This window comes from Nonomuraea terrae (genome assembly GCF_044465245.1).
GTDB lineage: Bacteria > Actinomycetota > Actinomycetes > Streptosporangiales > Streptosporangiaceae > Nonomuraea > Nonomuraea terrae.
In genome coordinates this window covers 97603-118181 of record NZ_JBITLL010000006.1, presented here as the reverse complement: position 1 = coordinate 118181, position 20579 = coordinate 97603, and the positions used below count along the sequence as shown (strand labels likewise).

Here is a 20579-nt window from a genome sequence, read left to right as displayed (position 1 = left end):
GGGGATACTTCCTCTTCAGCTCCGCGAATCCCTTGTAGGTGGGCCGTGGTGTGGCTGTGGCGGACGGCGACGGTTCCTGTGGAGCAGCCCAGCGCGTGGGCGGTCTGCTCCACGCTCAGATCGCCATGGAAGCGCAGTACGAGGGTGGCGCGCTGGCGCGGAGGGACGGCGGCGAGGGCCCGGTGGATGTCCATGGCCATGTCCCGGTCACCGCTTTCGAGCGGCTGGTGGGATGTCGCGGACGTCAGCCGTACCCGCGAGAACCACCCCCTTCGCTGTTCGGCGAGGAAGACCCGGACCAGAATCACCCGTACGTAGGCGTCGAGGTCGTCTGCCGCCCGCGCTTGGCGCCATTTGACGTAGAGCCGCGTTATCGCTGTCTGTACCAGGTCGTCCGCGCGGTGCCAGTCCTGGCACAACGAGTAAGCGATCTTCCGCAACCAGGACAGCCGGCCTCTCACATAGGCGGTGTACTCCTCATCAAGGCTCATGGGACTCCCAGATAGATGGCTTCACACCAGAGGAGATGCCGCCGGCCCGGACGCGGGTTGCATGGAACGGGGCCGGACACGGAGTTTTCCGCTCCGGAGGACGCCGTACCACCAAGATCGGCATCGACAGCGTGATCCGACCACTCAGCCGGAACGCCGACGCGAGCACCGACAGCTTCCACTGCAACGGACAATCGCCTCCATCCGGTCCCACGGGGCTGTGGGGACGTGTCGGGCGCGGATACCATTTCTGGCATTCCATCCGGCTGGTGCTGGGCCACTTGTTAGGAGTACGTCCGTGACGCTTGTCGCTGGGGTCGATTCCTCCACGCAGAGTTGCAAGGTCGTCATTCGGGAAGCGGAGACGGGCGCACTGGTGCGGCAGGGCCGTGCCCCACACCCCGACGGCACCGAGGTTCACCCGTCCCACTGGTGGACGGCGCTGCTGCGGGCCTTCGAGGAGGCGGGCGGGCTCGACGGCGTCGCGGCCGTGAGCGTGGCCGGCCAGCAGCACGGCATGGTGTGCCTCGACGAGTCCGGCGAGGTCGTCCGCGAGGCTCTGCTGTGGAACGACACCCGCTCCGCCAAGGCCGCCGACGACCTGGTCGCGGAGCTGGGCGGCCCGCAGGCGTGGGCCGACGCGGTCGGCTCGGTGCCGGTGGCCTCGTTCACGGTGACGAAGCTGCGCTGGCTGGCCGAGCACGAGCCCGGCAACGCGCGGCGTACGGCGGCGGTGTGCCTGCCGCACGACTGGCTCACGTGGCGGCTGATGGGCGCGCTGGCCTCCGGGATCCCGTTCGGGGTCGAGGCGTGGCAGGACGCGCCGCGGCCGCCGCTCGACCAGTTGGTGACCGACCGGGGTGACGCCTCGGGTACGGGCTACTGGTCGCCCGCGACAGGGGCGTACCGTACGGACCTGCTCAAGGTCGCGTTCGGGACGGCGCCGCTGCTGCCCCGGGTGCTCGGGCCGGCCGAGGAGGCTGCCGCGGCGGTGGCCGGGGGATCGGGCGCGGTGCTGATCGCGCCGGGCACGGGTGACAACATGGCCGCCGCACTCGGCGTGGGCGCGCGCCCCGGTGACGTGGTGGTGTCGCTCGGCACGTCCGGCACGGCGTTCGCGGTCGCGCCGTCGCCGAGCGCCGACGCGACGGGCGCGGTGGCGGGGTTCGCCGACGCGACGGGGCGGTTCCTGCCGCTGGTGGCCACGCTCAACGCGGCCCGCGTCCTCGACGCCGCCGCGCGGATCGCCGGGGTCGGGCTCGGCGAGCTGAGCGACCTGGCGCTGCAGGCGCCTCCCGGGGCCGGCGGGCTCACGCTGGTGCCGTATCTGGAGGGGGAGCGCACCCCCAACCGGCCGACCGCGACGGGCTCGCTCCACGGGCTCACGCTGGCCACCTCGACCCCGGCCCACCTGGCGCGGGCGGCCGTCGAAGGCATGCTGTGCGGCCTGGCCGACGGGCTCGACGCCCTGAAGCTGACGCCGGAGCGGGTGCTGCTGATCGGCGGCGCGGCCCGCTCGGAGGCCGTGCGGCGCATCGCCCCGACGATCTTCGGCGTCTCGATCATGGTGCCGCCGCCTGCCGAGTACGTCGCCAACGGCGCCGCGTTCCAGGCCGCCACGCTGGTGACGACGCCGGAGTGGCGCTCGGAGGAGACGGAGAGGTACGAGGGCGAGGCGCTGCCGGAGATCCGCGCCCGCTACGCCCGCGCCACCCAGAACATCCTCGACTGACCGTGCCCCGCTCGTCGGGCCCGGCGGCAGATCAACCGCCGGAGCCCGCTGCGGCCACGCGTCGGCGACGGGTCACGCGGGCAGGCGGGCGGCGACTGCCTGCCCGTCGTGGAGCTCCAGACGCTGCGTCCAGGGCGGTGAGGCACCGGTGCAGGGTGCCTTCGTCTGTGGGCGCCCACCGTCCTGGACGGACCTCGTCCCAGGGCGGCTCCCACCGGTGCCGCGCCCGCCGCTCCAGGACGGCCACGCCGTACGGAACTCGTCGGTGTCGCCGGGGCGCATCTTCGCGCGCTCGGGCATGTGACGGTCGAGCTCGGCCTCGACGAGTGGCCGATTCACGGTCGAGGTGTGCCGTTGGGGGGACGGGAGGCGGCTGGGGCGCTTGGCGAGCCGGGATGGGCGTCGTCGGCAGGGATGCGGTCGGTCCACTGGGCGAGGAGGCGGAGGGCGTGCTCTGAGGGGCTGCCTGGTTCGGTGTCGTAGACGAACAGTGTCTGGTCGGGGTCGTCGGCCGGGGTGAGGGCCTGGTAGGTGATGGTGAGATCGCCGACGAGGGGATGGTGGTAGTCCTTGCTGCCGGTGGTGCGCTGGTGGACCTTGTTGTCGGCCCAGTAGCGGCGGAACTCCTCGCTGTGGATCGACAGGTCTCCGATGAGGGCGCCGAGAGCGGGGTCGTCGGGGTGGCGGCCGGCGTCACGGCGGAGCATGGCGGCCGTGTCGGCGGCGACGGCGGGCCAGTTCCCGTAGAGATCGCGGGCGTGGGGGTCGAGGAAGACGAAGCGCGCCTGGTTGCGCTCGGCGGCGGGCAGGGCGCGGAAGTCGGTGATGAGACGTCCGGCGAGCCGGTTGTGGCCCAGGACGTCGAGGCGGCGGCCGAGAACGAAGGCGGGCCGGCACGCTGCTTCCAGGGTGTCGAGCAGCCGCCAGGTGGCGGGGTGGACCCGTTGCGGACGCGGGCGCCGTCGGCGCTGGGCGGGCATCGGGCGCGCGAGGGTGTGCAGGTGCTCGCGTTCGGCGTCGTCGAGGTGGAGGGCGGTGGCCAGCGCGTCGAGCACCTCGGGTGAGGCGCTGCGGCTGCGGCCCTGTTCCAGGCGGGTGTAGTAGTCGACGCTCACCCCGGCCAGCCTGGCCAGCTCCTCGCGCCGCAGTCCGGACACGCGGCGCCGTCCCAGCACCGGCTCGTCCAGTCCGGCCTCGTGCGGGCTGAGCCGGGCGCGGGCCGAGCGCAGGAAGGCCGCCAGCGGGCTGCTGGTGTGGTCACGATCCATACCACCCAGTCTCGCTTCTTCTCGGGGGGCGACGGTTCGTGAGGGTGGCCCAGTTCTTCCCCCGATCGCTTAGGCCCTTTTGAGGGCCTTTTTCGCTGCTCAGCGCTGGTTCAGTGGAAATCGGGCCGGGAGGCGGCACATGCCCCGCGACCAAGCTCCGGTCCTTTCTCTCATCAGTACGAAGGAGCATGCACATGTCCACGTGGTTCATCACCGGCGCCTCCCGGGGCCTCGGCCTGCAGATCGCTCGCGCCGCCGTGGCGGGCGGCGATGCCGTGGTGGCGGCGGTCCGCGACCCGGACGGTCTGCCGGCGGACCTCCGGCAGTCCGGCCGGGTGCTCGGTGTCGCCCTCGACGTCACCCGCGGCGAGGACGTCCACCGAGCCGTCGAGGCGGCCGTCCGGCGCTTCGGCACCATCGATGTGCTGGTCAACAACGCGGGCCGGGGTCTGCTCGGCGCGCTGGAGGAGATCACCGACGGCGAGGCGCGTGCCCTGTTCGACCTCAACGTCTTCGGGCTGATCAACCTCACCCGCGCCGTCCTGCCGGTGATGCGCGCCGCGGGCCGCGGCAAGATCGTCAACATCGGGTCCCGCTCCGGGTTCGAGGGCGAACCCGGAGTGAGCATGTACGCGGCCACGAAGTCCGCCGTCGCCGGCATCAGCGAAGCGCTGTCGGCTGAGCTGGCGCCGTTCGGGATTCAGTGCATGGTCGTCGAGCCCGGCGTCTTCCGCACGGACTTCCTCGACACCAGTTCGCTGTCGATCGCCTCCCAGCGCATCGACGCCTACGACGGCACTCCCGCCCACGACACCTTGGACTGGGCCGGCGAGGCCAACCACGCCCAGCTCGGCGACCCGGTGAAGGGCGCCGCGCTGATCTACGAGGTCACCTGCCAGGACAAGCTGCCGGGGCACCTGGCACTGGGCCGCGACGCCGTCGAACGCCGGCAGGTCACGATCGCCCAGCTCCTGCACGACCTGGCCGCCTGGCAGGCCAAGTCCGTCGCCACCGCATGCGACGACGCCCGCTGAGCCCTCGACCACCGACGAGAGGAAATCGCATCTCATGACGTCCCTCCTCACCGCCCGGCTGGTTCCAGTCCAGGGTGATGCCCATGGCGTGCTCCTCGGATGAGTCGGTTGTGCGCGCCCCTGATCGACTTCAGGGGCGGCTCCAGCCTCGTCCCGCGCCGGGAACACGAACAGGCCGCCATATTCCTAGGAGGCGGGCAGCCACGATCCGACACCGCGCGCCAGAACCCCGGAGGCGGTCAAGGGGGCGTCGTCGCGGCGGGGGCGGCGGTGAGGCCGGTGAGCGTCTCCCTGGAGGGTCGGTCAGCCGCGTCGGTGGGTGGTGCCCACCGGGCTCCGCCGTAAAGGAAGGACGCCGCCGAGGGGGAGAGGTCCGTGCGGTGCCGCAGGTGGGCGGAGAGTCCGTAAGGGAAGCCGCGGGGGAGCGGGAGAGTTCATAAGGGAAGACGCAGGAGAGAGAGTCAGGGTTCGGTCAGGGATCGGTCGGGGGCGGGGCCCGATGTGAGACCGGGGTGATCGGCGACAGAGTGGGCGCATGACCGCAGTCAAGAGGCTCTTCCCCCTGATCGCCTGCGCCTCGATCCTGTTCTCGGTGGTCGGCGTGCTGGTCGGGCAGTTCGATCCCGACCCCTACCTCGACCCCATGAACGTCACCGTCAGCGAGTACGCCGTGGCCGACCGCGGGGGCGTCACGGAGGTGGCGATGGCGGTGCTCGGGATCGGGTCGCTGGTGTTGCTGGCGGGGCTGCGGGCCGCGGGGGCGCCCGTACGGGGGATGCCGGAGCGGTTGCTGATGGTGTGGTCGGGCGCCCTGGTGGTGGCCGCGGTGATCCCGACCACACCCATCGGCCACGATCTCGACCTGGCCGCGCAGATCCACCGGTACGTCTCCGTCGCCGCCTTCGTGAGCCTGCCCGCCGCCGGCGCGCTGCTGGTGCCGAGGCTGGGCGCGGACGCCGTGTGGAAGCCGGTGGCGCGGGTCGTGGAGTGGGTGGCGCTGGCGGGCGGGTTCGGCCTGCTGGCGATCACGTACGTGGCCCTGCCGGGCGACCGGGTGCTGATCGGGCTGGTCGAGCGGCTGCTCCTCGGCGCCGAGGTGGCCCTGCTCGTCGTGCTGGCCGCGTGGCTGGTCAGAGTCACGTGGCGACAGAGCGCCGCAAGCACCACAACAACCGCAAATTTCCCGACATATCACAGATTTATCGCTAGTCGATCTTAAAACCAGTAGTTTGGGTGCTATTCTCTCCCGCGATCTTCTATCCGGGAGCAGGTGTCATGGCATCGGGCAGATCCATCAGATTCAAGATCTCGACGCTGCTCGTCATCCCTTTGGTCTCCCTGATCGGTCTCTGGGGCTTCGCCGCGAGCACCACGTTGGGGGACGCGCTCAACCTGTTCAAGGTGGACGCGATCTGGACCGGTGTGATCGACCCCTCGGAAGACCTCGTCACCAACCTGCAGGCCGAGCGCCTGGCCTCGGCCGAACGGATCGCCGGCGTCCAGGACGACGCCGAGACGCTGGGCCGGGCCAGGGCCTCGGTGGACGCCACCGGCACGACGCTGCGGCAGCACGCGGAGTCGGCGGACACCCGTGCGGCCCTGACCCCCGACATGCGCAAACAGCTCCAGACCGTGCTGGAGGCGGTCGACCGGCTGCCCGACATCAGGGCCAAGGTGGACGACCGGGAGTTCACCCCCGGCGACCTGGTCACCGAGTACGCCAAGATCACCGATGAGATCCACCTGCTGTACTCCCGGCTGACCATGAGCACCGACCTGGAGCTGTCGCTGCAGGCGCAGGGCCTGATCGCCGCCGACGAGGTACGCGAGCTGCTCGCCCGCGAGCACGCCCTGGTCATCGCCTCCAACGGCCGGGCCGGCATGCGCGACGTCCACCTGCTGGCCGGCATCGACGGCACCAGGACGTACCTCTTCCCCAAGGCCCTGGCCAACCTCGACGCCGAGCTGCGCACCCCCTTCGAGAAGCTGTACTACTCCCCCCGCTACGTCACCATGGAGAACCTCCTGGAGGGCTACATCGGCGGCCGGCCGATGGACGTCGACCTGTGGCGGGGCATCGCCGATCAGGTGCAGACGGAGCTGCGCGAAGCCGTCCACGGCACCGGCGACAAGCTGCTGGCCAGGATGGAGCCGGCCGGCACGGGCATCGTGGTGCGGGCCGTCCTGGCCGGGCTGATCGGCCTGATCGCGGTGACGTTCTCGGTCGTCGTCTCCATCCGCGTCGGCCGGCGGCTCGCCGAGGAGCTGGCGGCGCTGCGGCGCAGCGCGCTGGAGCTGGCGGAGGTCCGGCTGCCGGACGTCGTGACGAAGCTGCGCCAGGGCGAGACCGTGGACATCGCGGCCGAGGCCCCGCCCATCCAGGTCGGCGAGAAGCCGACCAGCGAGGTCGCGGACCTGGCGGCGGCGTTCGACAGCGTGCAGAGCACGGCCGTGGACGCGGCCGTCGAGCAGGCCAGGCTCCGCGAGGGCGTCTCCGAGGCGCTGCGCAACCTGGCCCGGCGCAGCCAGTCGCTGCTGCAGCGCCAGCTCAGGCTGCTGGACGAGATGCAGCACCAGACGGAGGAGCCGGAGGCGCTGGAGCGGCTGTTCAAGCTCGACCACCTGACCACGCGCATGCGCCGCCATGCCGAGGGCCTGGTGCTGCTGTCGGGCGGCTCCGCGGGCCGCAGATGGCGCGGCGTCATCCCCGTCGAGGACGTGCTCAGCGGCGCCGCCGCCCAGGTGGAGGAGTACACGCGGGTCAGGGTCTACCCGATGCCCGAGGTCGGCGTGCCCGGCAGCGCGGTGGCCGACCTCATGCACCTGTTCGCGGAGCTGATCGAGAACGCCGCGTCGTTCTCGTCCCCGGAGAACGAGGTCTCCGTGCGCGGCGAGATGGTCGGCAGGGGCTTCGCGGTCGAGATCGAGGACCGCGGCCTGGGCATGGACGAGGCCACGTTCAAGGCCGTCAACGCCCGCCTGGCCAGCCCGCCGGAGTTCGACCCGGCGCAGACCGAGCGGCTGGGCTTCGCGGTGGTCGGCATGCTGGCCGCCCGGCACGGCGTCAAGGTGACGCTCAAGCCCTCCCCGTACGGGGGCACCACGGCGATCGTGCTCGTCCCGGCCGAGCTGGTGGAGCTGATGGCGCCGCCGACGCAGCCGATGGACCTGACGCCCATCTCCGTGTCGGTCGTCCACGCCGAGACCACCGGACCGGGCGATCTGCCCCGCCGCATCCGTACCAGCAGGCGGGCCGCCGCGCAGGTCCAGAACCTCGTGGACACCGAGGCCCAGAACGAGGCTCAGGGACAGGCCGTGCCGCAGCAGGCCGGCCTGCCCCGCCGCGAACGGCAGACGGGGCTGTCGCAGCGGCTCAAGCAGGCGCCGACGCCCGCGGTGCCGGCCGAGGAACGTACGCCGGAGGAGGCCAGGGCACTGCTCTCCTCGCTCCAGTCAGGCTGGCAACGCGGGCGGCAGGACAGCGACCAGGATGGGGGATCTGAACAGTGAGCCGCGAGCACGAGTGGGTTGACGAGGAGGCGGGGCCCGTCGTGCGGCCGTACGCGGTCGCACGCGGGCGTACGAGGTCCGCCTCCGCCGAGGTCGACCTGCTGGCGACCGTCGTCTCGACGGGCTCGCCCGTCTCCGCCAAGGCCGAGCTGAGCGTTCAGCACCGCCGGCTGCTGAACCTGGTCGCGGGCAAGGCCAGGCCCGTGGTCGAGGTCGCCTCGGATCTGGCCCTGCCGGTCGGCGTCGTACGGGTGTTGCTGGGGGACGTGCTGGAGCACGGCCTGGTGACGGTGCGCCCGCCGCGGGACAAGGCCGCCGCCCCGTCGGAGAGCCTGCTCCGCGAGGTCATCAACGGCCTGCGCGCGCTCTAGTTGGCCGAGGTCAGCGTCCGCAGGGAGTGCTCCACCAGCGCGATCATGACCTCCTTGGCCGAGGTCCGCCGGCGCACGTCGCAGAGCATGACCGGGACGTCGTCGTCGAGGTCGAGCGCGATGCGGACGTCCTCGACGCTGTGCTGGTCGGCGCCGTCGAAGCAGTTGACGGCCACGACGAACGGCGTGCCGCGCTGCTCGAAGTAGTCGACCGACGGGAAGCAGTCGGTGAGCCGCCGGGTGTCGGCTATCACGACCGCGCCGAGCGCGCCGTAGGACAGCTCGTCCCACATGAACCAGAACCGCTCCTGGCCGGGCGTGCCGAACAGGTAGACGACCAGCCCGTCGCGGATCGTGATGCGGCCGAAGTCCATCGCCACGGTCGTCGTGGTCTTGGACTCCACGCCGTCGAGGTCGTCGATCCCGATCCCGCGGTCGGAGAGCACCTCCTCCGTGCGCAGCGGCCTGATCTCGCTGATCGATCCGACCAGGGTGGTCTTGCCGACGCCGAACCCGCCCGCGATCAGGATCTTGAGCGCGACGGGGTCCTCAGAGAGCACGGAGTCCATTGATCACTTCCTTGAGAATGCGCTCATTCGACCGCGCCCCTCCTGCCGTGGGCGACGTCACCGAGATGAGACCGTGGTCACGCATGTCGCCGAGCAGCACCCGGACGACGCCGACGGGCAGGTCGAGCTCGACGGCCAGGTCGGCCAGCGAGATCGGGCTCTGAGCTGCCCGCAGGATGTGTCGTTGTTCGGGACCGAGGTCGTCCGGCGGGTCGCCGATCGCGCGCACGGTCGCCACGAGGTCGAACGCGTCTCCGGAAGAGCGCGTGCGTCCGCGGATGAGAGCATAGGGCCGGACGACCGGTCCCGCCTCCTCATCGAACCACTGCGGGCGATCGCTCATGACGCCCCTGCGCGTGGATTGGTGGTGATGTGCTGGCCCACGCGCTTGACCAGCATCGCCATCTCGTACGCGATGTGGCCGACGTCCACGGTGGCGTCGGCGACCACGGCCAGACAGGTGCCCTGGCCGGCCGCGGTGACGAACAGGAACGCCGACTCCATCTCCACGATGGTCTGGCGCACGTCGCCGCCGCCGAAATGGCGGCCGGTGCCGCGGGCCAGGCTCTGGAAACCGGCCGCCACCGCTGACAGGTGCTCGGCGTCCTCGCGGGACAGTCCTTTCGAATATCCGACGGCCAGGCCGTCGGTCGACAGGATGGCCGCTTGGCGCACGGCGGCGACCCGGGTGACCAGGTCGTCCAGCAGCCAGTTCAGCTCGCCGCTGTTCGTGGTCGGCACACTCATGCGTCCCCCTTACTCATGGGCCCCTCCTCGGAGGCTTCTTCTCTGGCGCGTTGGGTTCCCCGCTGGAACGCGGAGAACAGGTCGCGTACCTCGTCAGGAGAGCGTTCGGCCTGTTCCTGCTCCGGCTCGGGCTGCTGTTCCCTGAGCTGAGGCGCCAGGTGGGCCTGTCGCACCCGTTTGGGCAGCCCGGCGTGGGTGCCCGAGGACACGACCGCGAGCGCCTTCTTCCGCGTACGGCTCGGCAGCACCGCCTTGCCGTCGCCGTTCTGGGTCGTCCTGCCCGGCTCGCGGGTCTGCGCGGGCTCGCCGGGCTCGGCGGTTTCTGTGGTCTCGGCCATGAGGGCGCGCGGCACCAGCACGATGGCCAGCGTCCCGCCGAAGGGCGAGCGGCGCAGCTGCACCTTGACGCCGTGCCGCCCGGCCAGCGTGGCGACCACGAACAGGCCGAGCCGGTCGCTGTCGGCCAGGTCGAACTCGGGCGGTGCGGCCAGCAGCGCGTTGACCTGGCCGTATTCGGCGGCCGACAGGCCGAGACCCTTGTCCTCGACCTCGATGGCGTAGCCGTTGCTCACCCGGTCGCCGCGCACCTGCACCATGGTGTCGGGCGGCGAGTAGATGGTGGCGTTCTCGACCAGCTCGGCCACCAGGTGGGTGACGTCGGCCGCGGCGGCGCCGTCGATCGCGCCGTCCGGCATGGACGTGACGGCGATCCTGGTGTAGTCCTCCACCTCGGCGACCGCGGCCCGGACGACGTCGATCATGGGCACCGGCCGGCGCCAGGCCCGCCCCGGTGCGGCGCCCGACAACACGATCAGGCTCTCGGCGTGCCGCCGCATGCGGGTGGTCAGGTGGTCCAGGCGGAAGAGCTCTTCCAGCCGGTCGGGGTCGTGGGTGCGCCGCTGCATGCGGTCGAGCAGCCCGAGCTGGCGGTGCAGCAGGCCCTGCTTGCGCCGGGCGAGGTTGAGGAAGACCTGGCCGACCCCGCGGCGCAGCGCGGCCTGGCCGACCGCCGCCTTCACGGCGGTGCGCTGCACGGAGCCGAAGGCCCTGGCCACGTCGGTGATCTCAGCGGAACCGCGCACCTTGATCGCCTTGGCCTCCTTCCGCACGTCGACGTCCTCGCCCCTGCGCAGCCGCGCCACGATGTCGGGCAGCCGCCGCTGCGCCAGCTCCACCGCGGCGGAACGCAGCCCGGCCAGCTCTCCGGCCAGGCGTCGACCGAAGCGTACCGAGATGATGATCGACGCGAGGACCGCGATCAAACCGAGGCCGCCGGCGACGGCGATCTTGACCATGGTGCCGGTGGCGGCCTCCGACGTACGGTCGGCCAGAGCCCCGGCGGTGTCGGCGCCGAGGTCGTCGAGGCGGGAGGAGAGGTCGTCGAGGGTCTGCTGCCAGGCGTCGGCGGCGGGCGTCGTGCCGGTCCTGACGATGCGCGTCTCCATGGCGGTGAACACGATGAACGGCTCGCTCGCGAAGACCTCCTCGTACGGCCTGCGCAGCGGCACGTCGAGCCCGGCCAGGCCGCGGGCGTGCAGGAACTTCCTGGAGGCGGCGTACTCGGCGAAGGCGGTGGTCTCGGCCTCGCTCAGTCGCCGGTCGGCCAGCGCGCCGACGACGAGGGCGTGCTCCCTGGCGATGTACTCCCTGGCCAGGCCCATGGTGTGCAGTGACGACGCCTGCTGGAAGATCGCCAGGTCGGAGACGGGGACCAGGTCGTCGGACAGCAGGAACAGCGCGTCGAGGAGGCGGTTGTAGGCGTGCAGGCCGGACAGGCGCGAGCCGCCGCCCGTGTCGATGTCGTCCCTGATCGACGCGAGGCGGCCGAGGGAGGTGCGGAGGTTGTCCAGCGGGGCGCGCAGGTCGTCGCCGACGGCGTCGCCGGCTTCGGAGACGGCGTGCTCGAACTCGGCGACGGACTGGTCGGTGCGGGCGCGCTGGCTGCCGAGCACCTCGGTGAGCTCACGCGTGGCGAGCGTCTCGGCGGAGCGGACCCTTTCCGCCTGCAGCTGCAATCCCAGGTCGGTGGAGGCGACACCGAGTGTCTCGTAGAGGGTGTTCGCGCGGAGCAGGGACCGGGCGTCGTCCATGGTGAGGTTCAGGACGAAACCCCACAGCGCGCTCAGAGACAGGAGGGGTAGCAGCAGCAATAAGAAGATCTTGAACCGAATTGACCGGTTTCGCGAGCCCATGTCCCAACCTCGAGTCGGGGGCATTTCCACACCTTGTGTAAATACACCTCCGGAAGATCGCACAGGAGACTAGCACCGATTAAGTGTCCGGCGCAGTGGGAGCAAGGCGTTCATTACCGTGATTATTGGGACGACATCTGCCGTCGGCGGCGATCCCGGACAAGGGTCCCCCAGAGCCATGCCAGCGCGACCAGCGAGATCACCACGAACCCCGACCAGGTCACCACGGTGTAGACGTGCACCTGCCAGGCGGTCACGTCCGGCACCCGGCCGATCCGCAGCTGCGCGAACTGCCACGGCCGCCCGGTCAGCACCAGAGTGATCGCGATCGCGATGGCGCTCATCGAGTCCCACAGCGCGTGCAGCACCGAGACGCCGAGGTAGGCGAGCAGCACGGGCCCGGTGAGCCGTCCGCCCGCGGCGAACAGCGCGCCGCCCGCGATCGCCGTCCACAGGCCGTGCCCCACCGGCGTCAGGATGCCGCGCAGCACCTCGGTCTCGACGAGCTGGCCCAGCGACAGACCGTGGGAGGTGAACAGGGCGTTGAAGGCGTACCCGGCGCTCTCGAAGGCGGCGAAGCCGAAGCCGACGGTGGCGCCGAGCACCACGCCGTCGCGGATCGAGCGCTTGACCGCGTGCCGGGTGACGACCATCAGCGCGGCCAGCTTGGCGGCCTCCTCGATGAGGCCGACCAGCAGGAACATCACGATCGACGGCCGCACCAGCCAGCTCTCCAGCAGCGAGGCGCCGAGCACGCCCAGCACGCCGCCCACCACGAACGCGACGAACATCCGCTCCACCGTCACGGTGGGGGAGCGGCCCTGCCCGTACGCCCAGGCCACGAACGTCACGGGGACCAGGAAGCTGCCGAGCAGCACCACGGTCGGCACCAGGTTGGGGTTGAGCGTCCAGGACGTGACGACCACGCTGGCCACCCACAGGACGAGCCCGGTCAGGAAGATCCGCAACCACGGCCGTCTCACGCTGCTCACGGTGCTTCCCGAGCTGCCCGGAGTTCCCGTGCTTCCCGAGCTCCCCGTGCTCACCGGGCGAGCTCCGCCACGGCCCTGTGCGCGGCCAGCACGGCGGCGTCGGCGCGGGCCGCCGGCACCGAGTCCGAGCCGCCGATGGCGATCCTGCCGAACGGCCCGCGGGCCGCGTCCGCCGGGAACGGCCCGTCGGGGTGGTAGGCGTGCCAGGGCCGGCAGTGCTCGGGCGGGTACGCGTGCCCCCGCCGGTTCACGGTGATCTCCAGGATGTCCCCGGCCGGGTCGAAGCCGACCGGCCCGAGCAGCCGGGCCAGCTGGTCGCGGATCGTCCGCTCCAGCACGTCGTACGGCGTCCTGATCAGCTCCCGCCGGCCGGCCGCGGAGCCCGCGTCGGGCCCCAGCTCCGACCGGCACGGCGTGGCCACCAGCCGCACGGAGTCGGGCGGCGCGAACTCCGTGGCGCACCAGTACGCGCCCGTCCAGCGCACCCGCTCGACGCCGAGCCGCCGCCAGGCCCCCGGGTCGCGCAGCCGTACGGTGGTGTGCAGCGCCGGCACCCTGACGACCTGCCGCAGCGCCCGCCGCCGCTCCTCGGGCAGCTCCGGCACGAGGTACGGCACGACCGCGCTCCAGCACGCCAGGATCACCGCCCCGGCCTCGACGGTGCCGACCCGGTCGCCGTCGAAGTAGCCGACGGTGGCGGCGCTGACGCCGTCGCGTACCGAGACGACCGGGCTCGACAGGCGCAGCAGCGCCCGGCCGTCGAGGGCGGGAGCGGCGGCGGGCTCCTCGCCGTGCCAGTCGCGCCGCACGGTGGGCGAGTTGTAGCGGGACGGCTTGTCCCGGTCGAGCCCCAGCCCGCCGAACCCCGGGTAACCGGTGCCCCAGGCGTCGATCGCCCCGAACGCCCGGGCGTCGTAGGCCCAGTCGCGGCTCGGCATGGTCCGGCAGAACCGCTCCACGTCGGGGTGCGCCCCGCACACCTCCCGCAGGAACCGCGAGTACGTCAGCTCCGCAAGCCGCTCCTGCTTGGCCTCCGCGCTCAGCCCGGGGAACCAGTCGGGCGGTTCTTCGTGCAACCTGAGCAGGTCCCGCCGGGCGGCTTCGGCGATCGGCAGCCTGCCGATCCAGCCGGGCGAGGCCGTCGTGACCAGGGTGTCGGCGCCGAAGCTCTCCGCGTCGCACATCACGGCGTCGGGCCCCGCGGCCCGCACCGGCGGGCGCGGACCACCCAGCTCGTCGTGGTTGTCGAGCACGAGCACGCGCGCCGACGGGTGGCGCAGCAGCCACCCGTTGGCCGCGCTCACCCCGGCGCGCCCGCCGCCCACCACCACGAGGTCGTAGCGTTCCCCGGTGGGCTCGGGCGCGCCCGCGTGCTCCCAGAAACGGCCGTCCCGCAGCGCGTGCGGCACACTGAGCGCCTCGGCGGTGTCCCCTCGTACGGCGAACGGCGTGGACGCGGCCCTCGCCGCCGGCACGGGCCCAAGGGCGCTCCCGAGGGAGGCCAGGGCGATCCCGTCGAAGAGATCCCGGCGAGAAATGGGGCGATCCAGCCCGAGATCGCGCGGAGTCAAGCTCATGGCGCGATCATCAGCAGCCCGGGCGAAAAGCCGCGCATGGACGCGCAGCGGTTCGACGACATTTTGCGTGACCTGTTACGAGGAATGCCCTGTCGTTTCTGACATCCGCCTTTACAGTCCGCCGCGGAGAACGCCCCGACAAGCCGTTCTGTCGCACGGGATGGAGGGAGAGCGGCAGGAGGGCGGGGACGGCTTCGAGCAGGCGAGTCGCCGCGTGGAGTGCGGCAATAAGCACGCCAAAACGGAAATCGTTCGTGAAGCCGTTGAATTACGCGAATAGCGGCGTTGTCCAGCCCGTTACTCTCCGTGTCCTCTAGCGTTTTGCACAATGCCGCAAGAGTGAGCCGCCAGAGTCGAATTGGAGAAGCCATGCGCAAGGCTGTTTCCGGCGTGTTTCTGACCACCCTCGTCCTCGCCGGATGCTCCTCGGGAGAAGCTCCCGAACCCGCCGCCTCGGCCACCCCGGCCCAGCCGTCGGCCGCCGAGACCGCGAAGCTGCGCGCCGCCCTGCTGCCGGTGCCCAAGGGCATGAGCATCGCGTACGGCCCCGAGGTGGGCGCGTTCGGCTCGCTCAAGTCGACGCAGCAGGGGATGGAGGCGCTACGGCACGCCAAGGCCGAGCGCCCGGAGTGCGCCGGCGCCGCCCAGCTCGACGCCGCCAGGCCCGAGGTCGCGAAGTCGCCCGCCGCGGTGGTCGCGTTCTCCGCCGACCGGGGCTCGATCACGCAGGCCGTGGTGTCGCTCCCGGCGCCGGCCTTCCCCGCGCCGCTGCCGAAGCAGTGCGCCAGCTACACCGCCGACGTCGGCGGCACGAAAGTCACTTACCGGACGCGCACCCTGAAGATGCCGGTCAAGGGCGACGAGTCGCAGGCCTACCTCACGACGGCCGCGGGCGAGAAGAACAACGCCCAGATCGGCTCGGTCATGATCAGGCGCGGCGCGGTGGTCATGAGCATGCTCGTGGTCGGACAGCAGGTCAAGCCGCAGGGCCTGTACGAGCTGGCCCGCCTCGCCGACCAGAACCTGGCGAAGGCGACCGCCTAGCGCTCGTCAGATGAGCACGTGGTCATCGGGGCGGCCGACGAAGGCGAACTGAGCGTTCCTGGTCAGCTTGATGTGGTCGGCCTGCCAGGTGTGCATCGAGGTGTCGGCGCTGCGCCAGTAGACGAAGTTGAAGCGGTCCGCCGAGTAGATCTTGACGCGGTCCTCCTTCAGCCGCCGTACGAGGTGGGTGTCCTCGCCCCGGGTGATGTCGGCGAAGCGGTACGAGCGGAACAGGTCGGCCTTGCCGAGGAACGTGCCGCCCTGCACGAGCCAGGAGTAGCGGTGCTCCAGGCCGGGCAGGCGCAGCATCGTGGTGTTGCCGCCCTCGAAGTACGCGTAGTGCGCACCCTTGCCGGCCAGCTCGGCGTCGGAGTAGTCGAACGCCCTGACCAGGTCCGACAGGTAGTGCTCGCCGTAGAGGTTGTCGTCGTCCATCTTGGCGATCAGCTCGCCCTCGGCGGCGGCGATGCCCAGGTTCATGCAGGCGCCCAGCGACAGCGAGGCGTCGGCGGGCAGCACGACGACGTCGGTGATGCCCGCCATGCGGGCCTTGTCGGCGACCACGACCGGGTCGATGTCGAGGCCGTGCAGCACCATGACGAGCTGGAGCGGGCGATGGAGCTGCTTGGCCACCGAGGAGATCGCGTGCTCGATCTGCGCGGCGCGGTTGGTGGGCAGCACGACCGAGATCGACCGTGAGCGCGGCTCGACCCGGTGGCCGAGGTCCTGCAGGATCTGGTCCACCCGGTGGGAGAACAGGTGCTTGTCGAACACCTCGCGCATCGCCAGGTGGCCCATCCTGGCCCGCAGCTCGGGGCTGTTGAGCAGGTGCAGCACCTGGTTGTACGACTCGATCGGCTCGCGCGCGATCGGGAGCAGCTCGCCGAACGTCTCCTCGATGGCCCGCGACCACCCCGACACGACGGGGGTCGCGCAGGCCGACAGCTCGAAGACGCGCCGCGCGCACATGGTCGGCGAGTCGAGCACGGAGTTGACGTTCAAGAAGACCTTGTACATCCGGTACGCGGCCAGCATCTGGTCGTAGGGCAGCTCGCCCACGATGTGCGGCCGGTACTTCTCCGGCCAGGCGTACTTCTCGTCGACCTCGCCGTTGCGGGCGAAGATGTGCAGGCCGAGCTCCCTGACGGGATCGAGCACGGTCTCCATCTGCTCGCGGCGCTCGGGGTGCTTGTCGCGGAAGTACATTCCGGCGAAGACCACGTCGTGCAGGCGGCCCTTGTTCTGCTGGATCGGGTTGTGCACGCGGGGCTGGGCGGCGAACTGCAACACGTCCACCCGGTCGTGTCCCAAAATCTCCCGATATTTCGGCAGCATGTCACCGTCGCAGGTGAACACGTAGTCGAACAGCTTCGCCGTGTCGATGAAGAAGTCGAAGTTCGGCGGGTCCTCCTTGTTCCAGAAGACCGTCGGGATGCCCTCCTGCCTGCACCAGGCCACCAGGTCGCGCAGCGGCTCCTTCGGGGCGTTGGTGCCGGTCATCTGATAGCGCCAGCGGCCCTGGTTGCCGTGCCAGGCCGACTCGCAGAACAGCAGGTCGGGACGCTTCTCCGCGAAGATCTCCGGCCAGTCCTTGAGCCCGAACTCGATCTGGTCCCACTCGTAGCGGAAGGCCATCCTGGAGAAGTCGTCCAGGATCACCGCGACCTTCAGGTCGGGCCGGTTGACCGGCCCCGCCGGCCACTTCACCGGCGGCACCTCCACCAGCGGTGGCCGGTGGTTGGCCGCCTCGATCGCCTCGGTGACGGGGATGGGCGGCTTGGGCGCCTTCTGCTTCGACCGGACCGCCTCGACGATCTTCCCCGGACTCTTCGAGCCGAGGGCCTCGCCCAGCTTGTACGTCCGCTTGGCCTGCGTGGCCTCCAGCTTCCAGCTCGCGTACGCGGCCTTGGCCTCGGCGATCTCCAGCCGCCGCCGCAGCTCCCGCAGCTCCGCCTCGTACCGCTCGACGAGCTTGCGATCCTCGGGCAGCCAGTTGACGGGGCCGAGCCGCTGGAAAGTGGGCTCTTCGGGGGTTTCGGCCATGGTGATACGCCTATCGCTTAGCGGAGGTATGTCATAGTACGGCGGTTTCGGCCGCTATTCCTGGCGTTCGGCCTGAGAGGCAGGGGCGAGGTTGTCGCCCTTCAGCCAGGCGGAGATCACCGTGGCGATGCGCGGCCCGGCCTTGCCGTCCCAGAGCACCGGCAGCTCGCCGGCCGGCGTGACGGCTCCGTCGGCCAGCGCCTTGTCCGCCGCCGCGGGCAGGAGGGCGGGCGTGACCAGGCGGTTGGTGCCGTGCGTGACCGTGATCGGCCGCTCGGTGTTGGGCCGGACGGTCAGGCACGGGACGCCCAGCATGGTCGTCTCCTCCTGCACGCCGCCGGAGTCGGTGACCACCAGGGCGGCGCCGCGCACGAGGGAGAGGAAGTCCACATAGCCCAGCGGGTCGACGACCTTGACCGTCTCGCCGTCGACGAGCCCGGCCGCGGCCAGCCGGGCCTTGCCGCGCGGGTGGATCGGCACGACGACGGGGACCCGCCGCGAGACCTCCAGCACCGCGTCCACCAGCTCCTTGGCGGCCTCGGCGGTGTCGACGTTGGCGGGCCGGTGCAGCGTCGCGACGGCGTAGCGGGCCGGCAGGCCGAGCCGCTCGACCACGGGCGCCGGGTCGAGCGACGGCAGCGCCGCGAAGAGACTGTCGATCATGGGGTTGCCCACGAGGTGCACCTTGGCGGCGGGCACGCCCTCTGCGGCCAGGTACGCGAGGGCCTCCGGCGAGGTCGCGAACAGCAGGTCGGCCAGGGCGTCGGTGACGACCCGGTTGACCTCCTCCGGCATCCCCCGGTCGTACGAGCGCAGACCGGCCTCGACGTGCGCGGTCGGGACGCCGAGCTTGGCGCAGACGAGGATGGCGGCCAGCGTGGAGTTGACGTCGCCGTAGACCACGACGAGGTCGGGCTCGTGCTCCTGGACGACCTCCTCCAGGCCGACGAGGAGGGCCGCGGTCTGCTTGGCGTGGCTGCCGGAGCCGACGCCGAGGTTCGCGATCGGCTCGGGCAGGCCGAGGTCGGCGAAGAACACGTCGGACATCAGCGCGTCGTAGTGCTGACCGGTGTGGATGATGCCCTGCCGCACGCCGAGTTCACCGAGTGCTCGCACCACCGGGGCCGCTTTCACGAAATTGGGACGAGCTCCCAGAACGTGCAGGACCAGGGGGTTCTCCCTCATTGACCTCGCCTTTCATAGCGGAAGGGGAAAAACGTTGCCTATGGTACGGTCACGGCGTGGCATCCGACGCCAGTCGTCAAGACTCCCCCCGCGCCCCCGGCAGGGTTTCCGCGAAGTCCGCCCGCGCCGGTGTCGCCGGGCTCCTCAAGGGCTTCGCCCGGCACCCGATCATCGTCTCCCGCGTGGTCGCGACGAAGGTGAAGTCCGACCCGGTCCGCGTGGCCCAGGCAGCGGCCGAGGCGCTCCCGCCCCGGTTGCGTCCCGTCGTGGGCAGCGTCGCCTGGCCGACCGCCCGCCGGGCGCGGCGCATCGTCCGCAAGCTCGGCATGCGCGTGGTCAAGGGCCCGTGGAACGACGCCAAGCTCGCCTGGGACGCCGGTCGCGTCACTGAGGCCGCCGAGCTGCTCGAGGCGCACACCAAATACCCGTTCGTCAAGCGCAGGGCGGCCTACTACCGCGGTGAGCTGGCCGCGATCAGCCCCGACCCGATCCCGCCCGCGCCCAAGGTCGCCATCCTCAGCCGGGTCAAGGACCGCGTCCTGCACGTGGTCACGAACGCGCTGCCGTACACGCAGGCCGGCTACACCGTGCGCACCCACCGCATCGTCACCTCGCAGAAGGCCGCGGGCATCGACCCGCACGTGGTGACCAGCTGGGGCTGGCCGATGCTGCAGGGGCACGCCGACGCGGCGCCGTACGAGGAGATCGACGGCATCCCCTACCACCGGCTGCTGCCGGACGGGCACGGCGAGATGCCGTTCGAGACCCAGGGGCGCATCATCAGGGGCGCCGACGCGGTCACCAGGATCGTGACCGAGCTGCGCCCGCAGATCCTGCACGCCGCCACCGACCACCGCAACGGCTCCATCGCCCACGCCGTGCGCGACCGCACGGGCACCCCGTTCGTCTACGAGGTGCGCGGCTTCCTGGAGGAGACCTGGGCCTCGCGTGACCCGATCAGGGTCGGCAGCCAGCGTCACCTGCTCCAGCGCGAGCGCGAGGCGTTCCTGATGCGCGAGGCCGACGCGGTCGTCACGCTGGCCGAGACCATGGCGACCGAGATCGTCGAACGCGGCGTGCCCAGGGAGAAGATCCACCTGGCGCCCAACGCCGTCGACGACTCCCTGCTCACGGCCGACTACGACGGAGCGTCGTTCCGGCGCGCGTACGGGATCGGCGACGACGAGCTCGTGGTCGGGTCGGTGTCGAGCATCGTGGCCTACGAGGGGTTCGCCACCCTGCTGCGGGCGGCGGCACTGCTGCGCGACGACCACACGCCTGTGCGGGTGCTCATCGTGGGCGACGGCACCGAGCGCGAGAACCTGCTGGAGCTGGTCGACGAGCTGGGCCTGCGCGATGCGATCCTGCCCGGCCGGGTCGGCCCCGACGAGGCTCTGCAGGCCCAGGACGCGATCGACGTCTTCGCCTGCCCGCGCGAGGATCTGCGCGTATGCCGACTCGTTACGCCATTGAAACCCGTTGAGGCGATGGCGCTCGGCAAGCCCGTCGTGCTCAGCGATCTGCCCGCCCTGTCCGAGCTCGTCGGCTCGGACGGCGCCGGTCTGCTGGTGCCGCCGGGCGATCCGGCCGCGCTCGCCAAGGCGCTCGCCGGGCTCCGGGAGGACCCCGCCAGGCGCGCTGAGATGGGCGAGGCCGGGCGCGCGGAGGTCGCGGCGAAGCGCACGTGGAGCCGCGTCGCCGAAACCTACCGAGCTCTCTACCGATCGCTTACGGATCGTTGACCTCCATGTTGTCTGTCTCTCATGACGGGTTCGGTCGCATTAGGCGTGAGCTAGGTGGACTTGAGATAACCTTTGCGACCAT

17 protein-coding genes and 1 pseudogene are annotated in these 20579 nt (G+C 71.2%); 7 read left to right on the top strand and 11 right to left on the bottom strand.

Features of this window, described 5'->3' with window-relative positions; translation table 11 throughout:
• Positions 1–44: 44 nt before the first annotated feature.
• A pseudogene (locus tag ACIBP6_RS29715) lies at positions 45–491 on the bottom strand (sigma-70 family RNA polymerase sigma factor); the annotation flags it as partial.
• A gap of 298 nt (positions 492–789) precedes the next feature.
• On the opposite strand from ACIBP6_RS29715, the gene ACIBP6_RS29710 reads away from it, so the two are divergent.
• Positions 790–2223: a xylulokinase gene (locus ACIBP6_RS29710; protein ID WP_397057194.1), complete on the top strand. Its 1434-nt coding sequence runs from the start codon at positions 790–792 to the stop codon at positions 2221–2223.
• A gap of 72 nt (positions 2224–2295) precedes the next feature.
• Here the strand turns inward: ACIBP6_RS29710 and ACIBP6_RS29705 are convergent, their stop codons facing one another.
• Together ACIBP6_RS29705 and ACIBP6_RS29700 are read right to left on the bottom strand one after the other, a co-directional pair.
• A complete protein-coding gene (locus ACIBP6_RS29705; RefSeq protein ID WP_397057193.1) occupies positions 2296–2562 on the bottom strand; it encodes a hypothetical protein in 267 nt (88 codons plus the stop codon).
• Positions 2559–3491, bottom strand: coding sequence for a helix-turn-helix transcriptional regulator (locus tag ACIBP6_RS29700; RefSeq protein WP_397057192.1), 933 nt, complete (start codon positions 3489–3491; stop codon positions 2559–2561). Before ACIBP6_RS29700 ends, ACIBP6_RS29705 begins: the two co-directional genes overlap by 4 nt.
• Positions 3492–3685: 194 nt before the next feature.
• Here ACIBP6_RS29700 and ACIBP6_RS29695 point away from each other — a divergent pair, with 194 nt between their 5' ends.
• From ACIBP6_RS29695 to ACIBP6_RS29680, 4 genes are all read left to right on the top strand, one after another.
• Positions 3686–4525, top strand: a complete 840-nt coding sequence (locus tag ACIBP6_RS29695; RefSeq protein ID WP_397057191.1) for an SDR family NAD(P)-dependent oxidoreductase — start codon at positions 3686–3688, stop codon at positions 4523–4525.
• A 535-nt stretch (positions 4526–5060) separates the two neighbouring features.
• On the top strand, positions 5061–5744 hold the full coding sequence (locus ACIBP6_RS29690; RefSeq protein ID WP_397057190.1) for a DUF998 domain-containing protein: 684 nt from the start codon (positions 5061–5063) through the stop codon (positions 5742–5744).
• 56 nt (positions 5745–5800) lie between these two features.
• Positions 5801–8035 (top strand): sensor histidine kinase, encoded by a 2235-nt coding sequence (locus ACIBP6_RS29685; protein WP_397057189.1) that lies wholly within the window; start codon positions 5801–5803, stop codon positions 8033–8035.
• The gene (locus ACIBP6_RS29680) at positions 8032–8406 is read left to right on the top strand and encodes a DUF742 domain-containing protein (RefSeq protein ID WP_397057188.1); all 375 of its coding nucleotides are present in this window, start codon (positions 8032–8034) and stop codon (positions 8404–8406) included. Before ACIBP6_RS29685 ends, ACIBP6_RS29680 begins: the two co-directional genes overlap by 4 nt.
• Here ACIBP6_RS29680 and ACIBP6_RS29675 read toward each other — a convergent pair.
• The 6 genes from ACIBP6_RS29675 to ACIBP6_RS29650 form a co-directional block, all read right to left on the bottom strand.
• Positions 8403–8975, bottom strand: coding sequence for a GTP-binding protein (locus ACIBP6_RS29675; protein WP_132610454.1), 573 nt, complete (start codon positions 8973–8975; stop codon positions 8403–8405). The genes ACIBP6_RS29680 and ACIBP6_RS29675 overlap by 4 nt on opposite strands.
• The gene (locus tag ACIBP6_RS29670) at positions 8956–9318 is read right to left on the bottom strand and encodes a DUF742 domain-containing protein (protein WP_132610456.1); all 363 of its coding nucleotides are present in this window, start codon (positions 9316–9318) and stop codon (positions 8956–8958) included. Before ACIBP6_RS29670 ends, ACIBP6_RS29675 begins: the two co-directional genes overlap by 20 nt.
• Entirely contained in the window at positions 9315–9722 is a 408-nt protein-coding gene (locus ACIBP6_RS29665) for a roadblock/LC7 domain-containing protein (RefSeq protein WP_132610458.1), read from the bottom strand. Before ACIBP6_RS29665 ends, ACIBP6_RS29670 begins: the two co-directional genes overlap by 4 nt.
• A complete protein-coding gene (locus ACIBP6_RS29660; RefSeq protein ID WP_397057187.1) occupies positions 9719–11872 on the bottom strand; it encodes a sensor histidine kinase in 2154 nt (717 codons plus the stop codon). The genes ACIBP6_RS29665 and ACIBP6_RS29660 overlap by 4 nt, the downstream gene beginning before the upstream one ends.
• A 164-nt stretch (positions 11873–12036) precedes the next feature.
• Positions 12037–12906, bottom strand: coding sequence for a PrsW family intramembrane metalloprotease (locus tag ACIBP6_RS29655; protein ID WP_397057186.1), 870 nt, complete (start codon positions 12904–12906; stop codon positions 12037–12039).
• A gap of 50 nt (positions 12907–12956) precedes the next feature.
• Positions 12957–14483, bottom strand: a complete 1527-nt coding sequence (locus ACIBP6_RS29650; RefSeq protein WP_397057185.1) for a hypothetical protein — start codon at positions 14481–14483, stop codon at positions 12957–12959.
• Between the two features lie 369 nt (positions 14484–14852).
• Between ACIBP6_RS29650 and ACIBP6_RS29645 the strand changes: the two genes are divergently transcribed.
• Positions 14853–15527 carry a hypothetical protein gene (locus ACIBP6_RS29645; RefSeq protein WP_397057184.1) on the top strand — a complete coding sequence of 225 codons (675 nt, stop codon included), beginning with the start codon at positions 14853–14855 and terminating at the stop codon, positions 15525–15527.
• A 6-nt stretch (positions 15528–15533) separates the two neighbouring features.
• Here ACIBP6_RS29645 and ACIBP6_RS29640 read toward each other — a convergent pair whose 3' ends face one another.
• Together ACIBP6_RS29640 and wecB are read right to left on the bottom strand one after the other, a co-directional pair.
• Positions 15534–17570, bottom strand: a complete 2037-nt coding sequence (locus ACIBP6_RS29640) for a glycosyltransferase family protein (protein WP_397057183.1) — start codon at positions 17568–17570, stop codon at positions 15534–15536.
• Between the two features lie 54 nt (positions 17571–17624).
• Entirely contained in the window at positions 17625–18755 is a 1131-nt protein-coding gene (gene wecB / locus ACIBP6_RS29635; protein ID WP_397057182.1) for a non-hydrolyzing UDP-N-acetylglucosamine 2-epimerase, read from the bottom strand.
• A 56-nt stretch (positions 18756–18811) separates the two neighbouring features.
• Here wecB and ACIBP6_RS29630 point away from each other — a divergent pair, with 56 nt between their 5' ends.
• The gene (locus ACIBP6_RS29630) at positions 18812–20497 is read left to right on the top strand and encodes a glycosyltransferase family 4 protein (protein ID WP_397057181.1); all 1686 of its coding nucleotides are present in this window, start codon (positions 18812–18814) and stop codon (positions 20495–20497) included.
• Positions 20498–20579 lie beyond the last annotated feature (82 nt).

What these genes read in the sequence shown, in the direction of transcription:
- ACIBP6_RS29685 (WP_397057189.1), top strand. Translation starts at nt 5,801, where the DNA reads ATGGCATCGGGCAGATCCATCAGATTCAAGATCTCGACGCTGCTCGTC.
- ACIBP6_RS29645 (WP_397057184.1), top strand. Translation starts at nt 14,853, where the DNA reads ATGCGCAAGGCTGTTTCCGGCGTGTTTCTGACCACCCTCGTCCTCGCC.
- ACIBP6_RS29695 (WP_397057191.1), top strand. Translation starts at nt 3,686, where the DNA reads ATGTCCACGTGGTTCATCACCGGCGCCTCCCGGGGCCTCGGCCTGCAG.
- ACIBP6_RS29670 (WP_132610456.1), bottom strand. Translation starts at nt 9,318, where the DNA reads ATGAGCGATCGCCCGCAGTGGTTCGATGAGGAGGCGGGACCGGTCGTC.
- ACIBP6_RS29690 (WP_397057190.1), top strand. Translation starts at nt 5,061, where the DNA reads ATGACCGCAGTCAAGAGGCTCTTCCCCCTGATCGCCTGCGCCTCGATC.
- wecB (WP_397057182.1), bottom strand. Translation starts at nt 18,755, where the DNA reads ATGAGGGAGAACCCCCTGGTCCTGCACGTTCTGGGAGCTCGTCCCAAT.
- ACIBP6_RS29665 (WP_132610458.1), bottom strand. Translation starts at nt 9,722, where the DNA reads ATGAGTGTGCCGACCACGAACAGCGGCGAGCTGAACTGGCTGCTGGAC.
- ACIBP6_RS29640 (WP_397057183.1), bottom strand. Translation starts at nt 17,570, where the DNA reads ATGGCCGAAACCCCCGAAGAGCCCACTTTCCAGCGGCTCGGCCCCGTC.
- ACIBP6_RS29675 (WP_132610454.1), bottom strand. Translation starts at nt 8,975, where the DNA reads ATGGACTCCGTGCTCTCTGAGGACCCCGTCGCGCTCAAGATCCTGATC.
- ACIBP6_RS29650 (WP_397057185.1), bottom strand. Translation starts at nt 14,483, where the DNA reads ATGAGCTTGACTCCGCGCGATCTCGGGCTGGATCGCCCCATTTCTCGC.
- ACIBP6_RS29700 (WP_397057192.1), bottom strand. Translation starts at nt 3,491, where the DNA reads ATGGATCGTGACCACACCAGCAGCCCGCTGGCGGCCTTCCTGCGCTCG.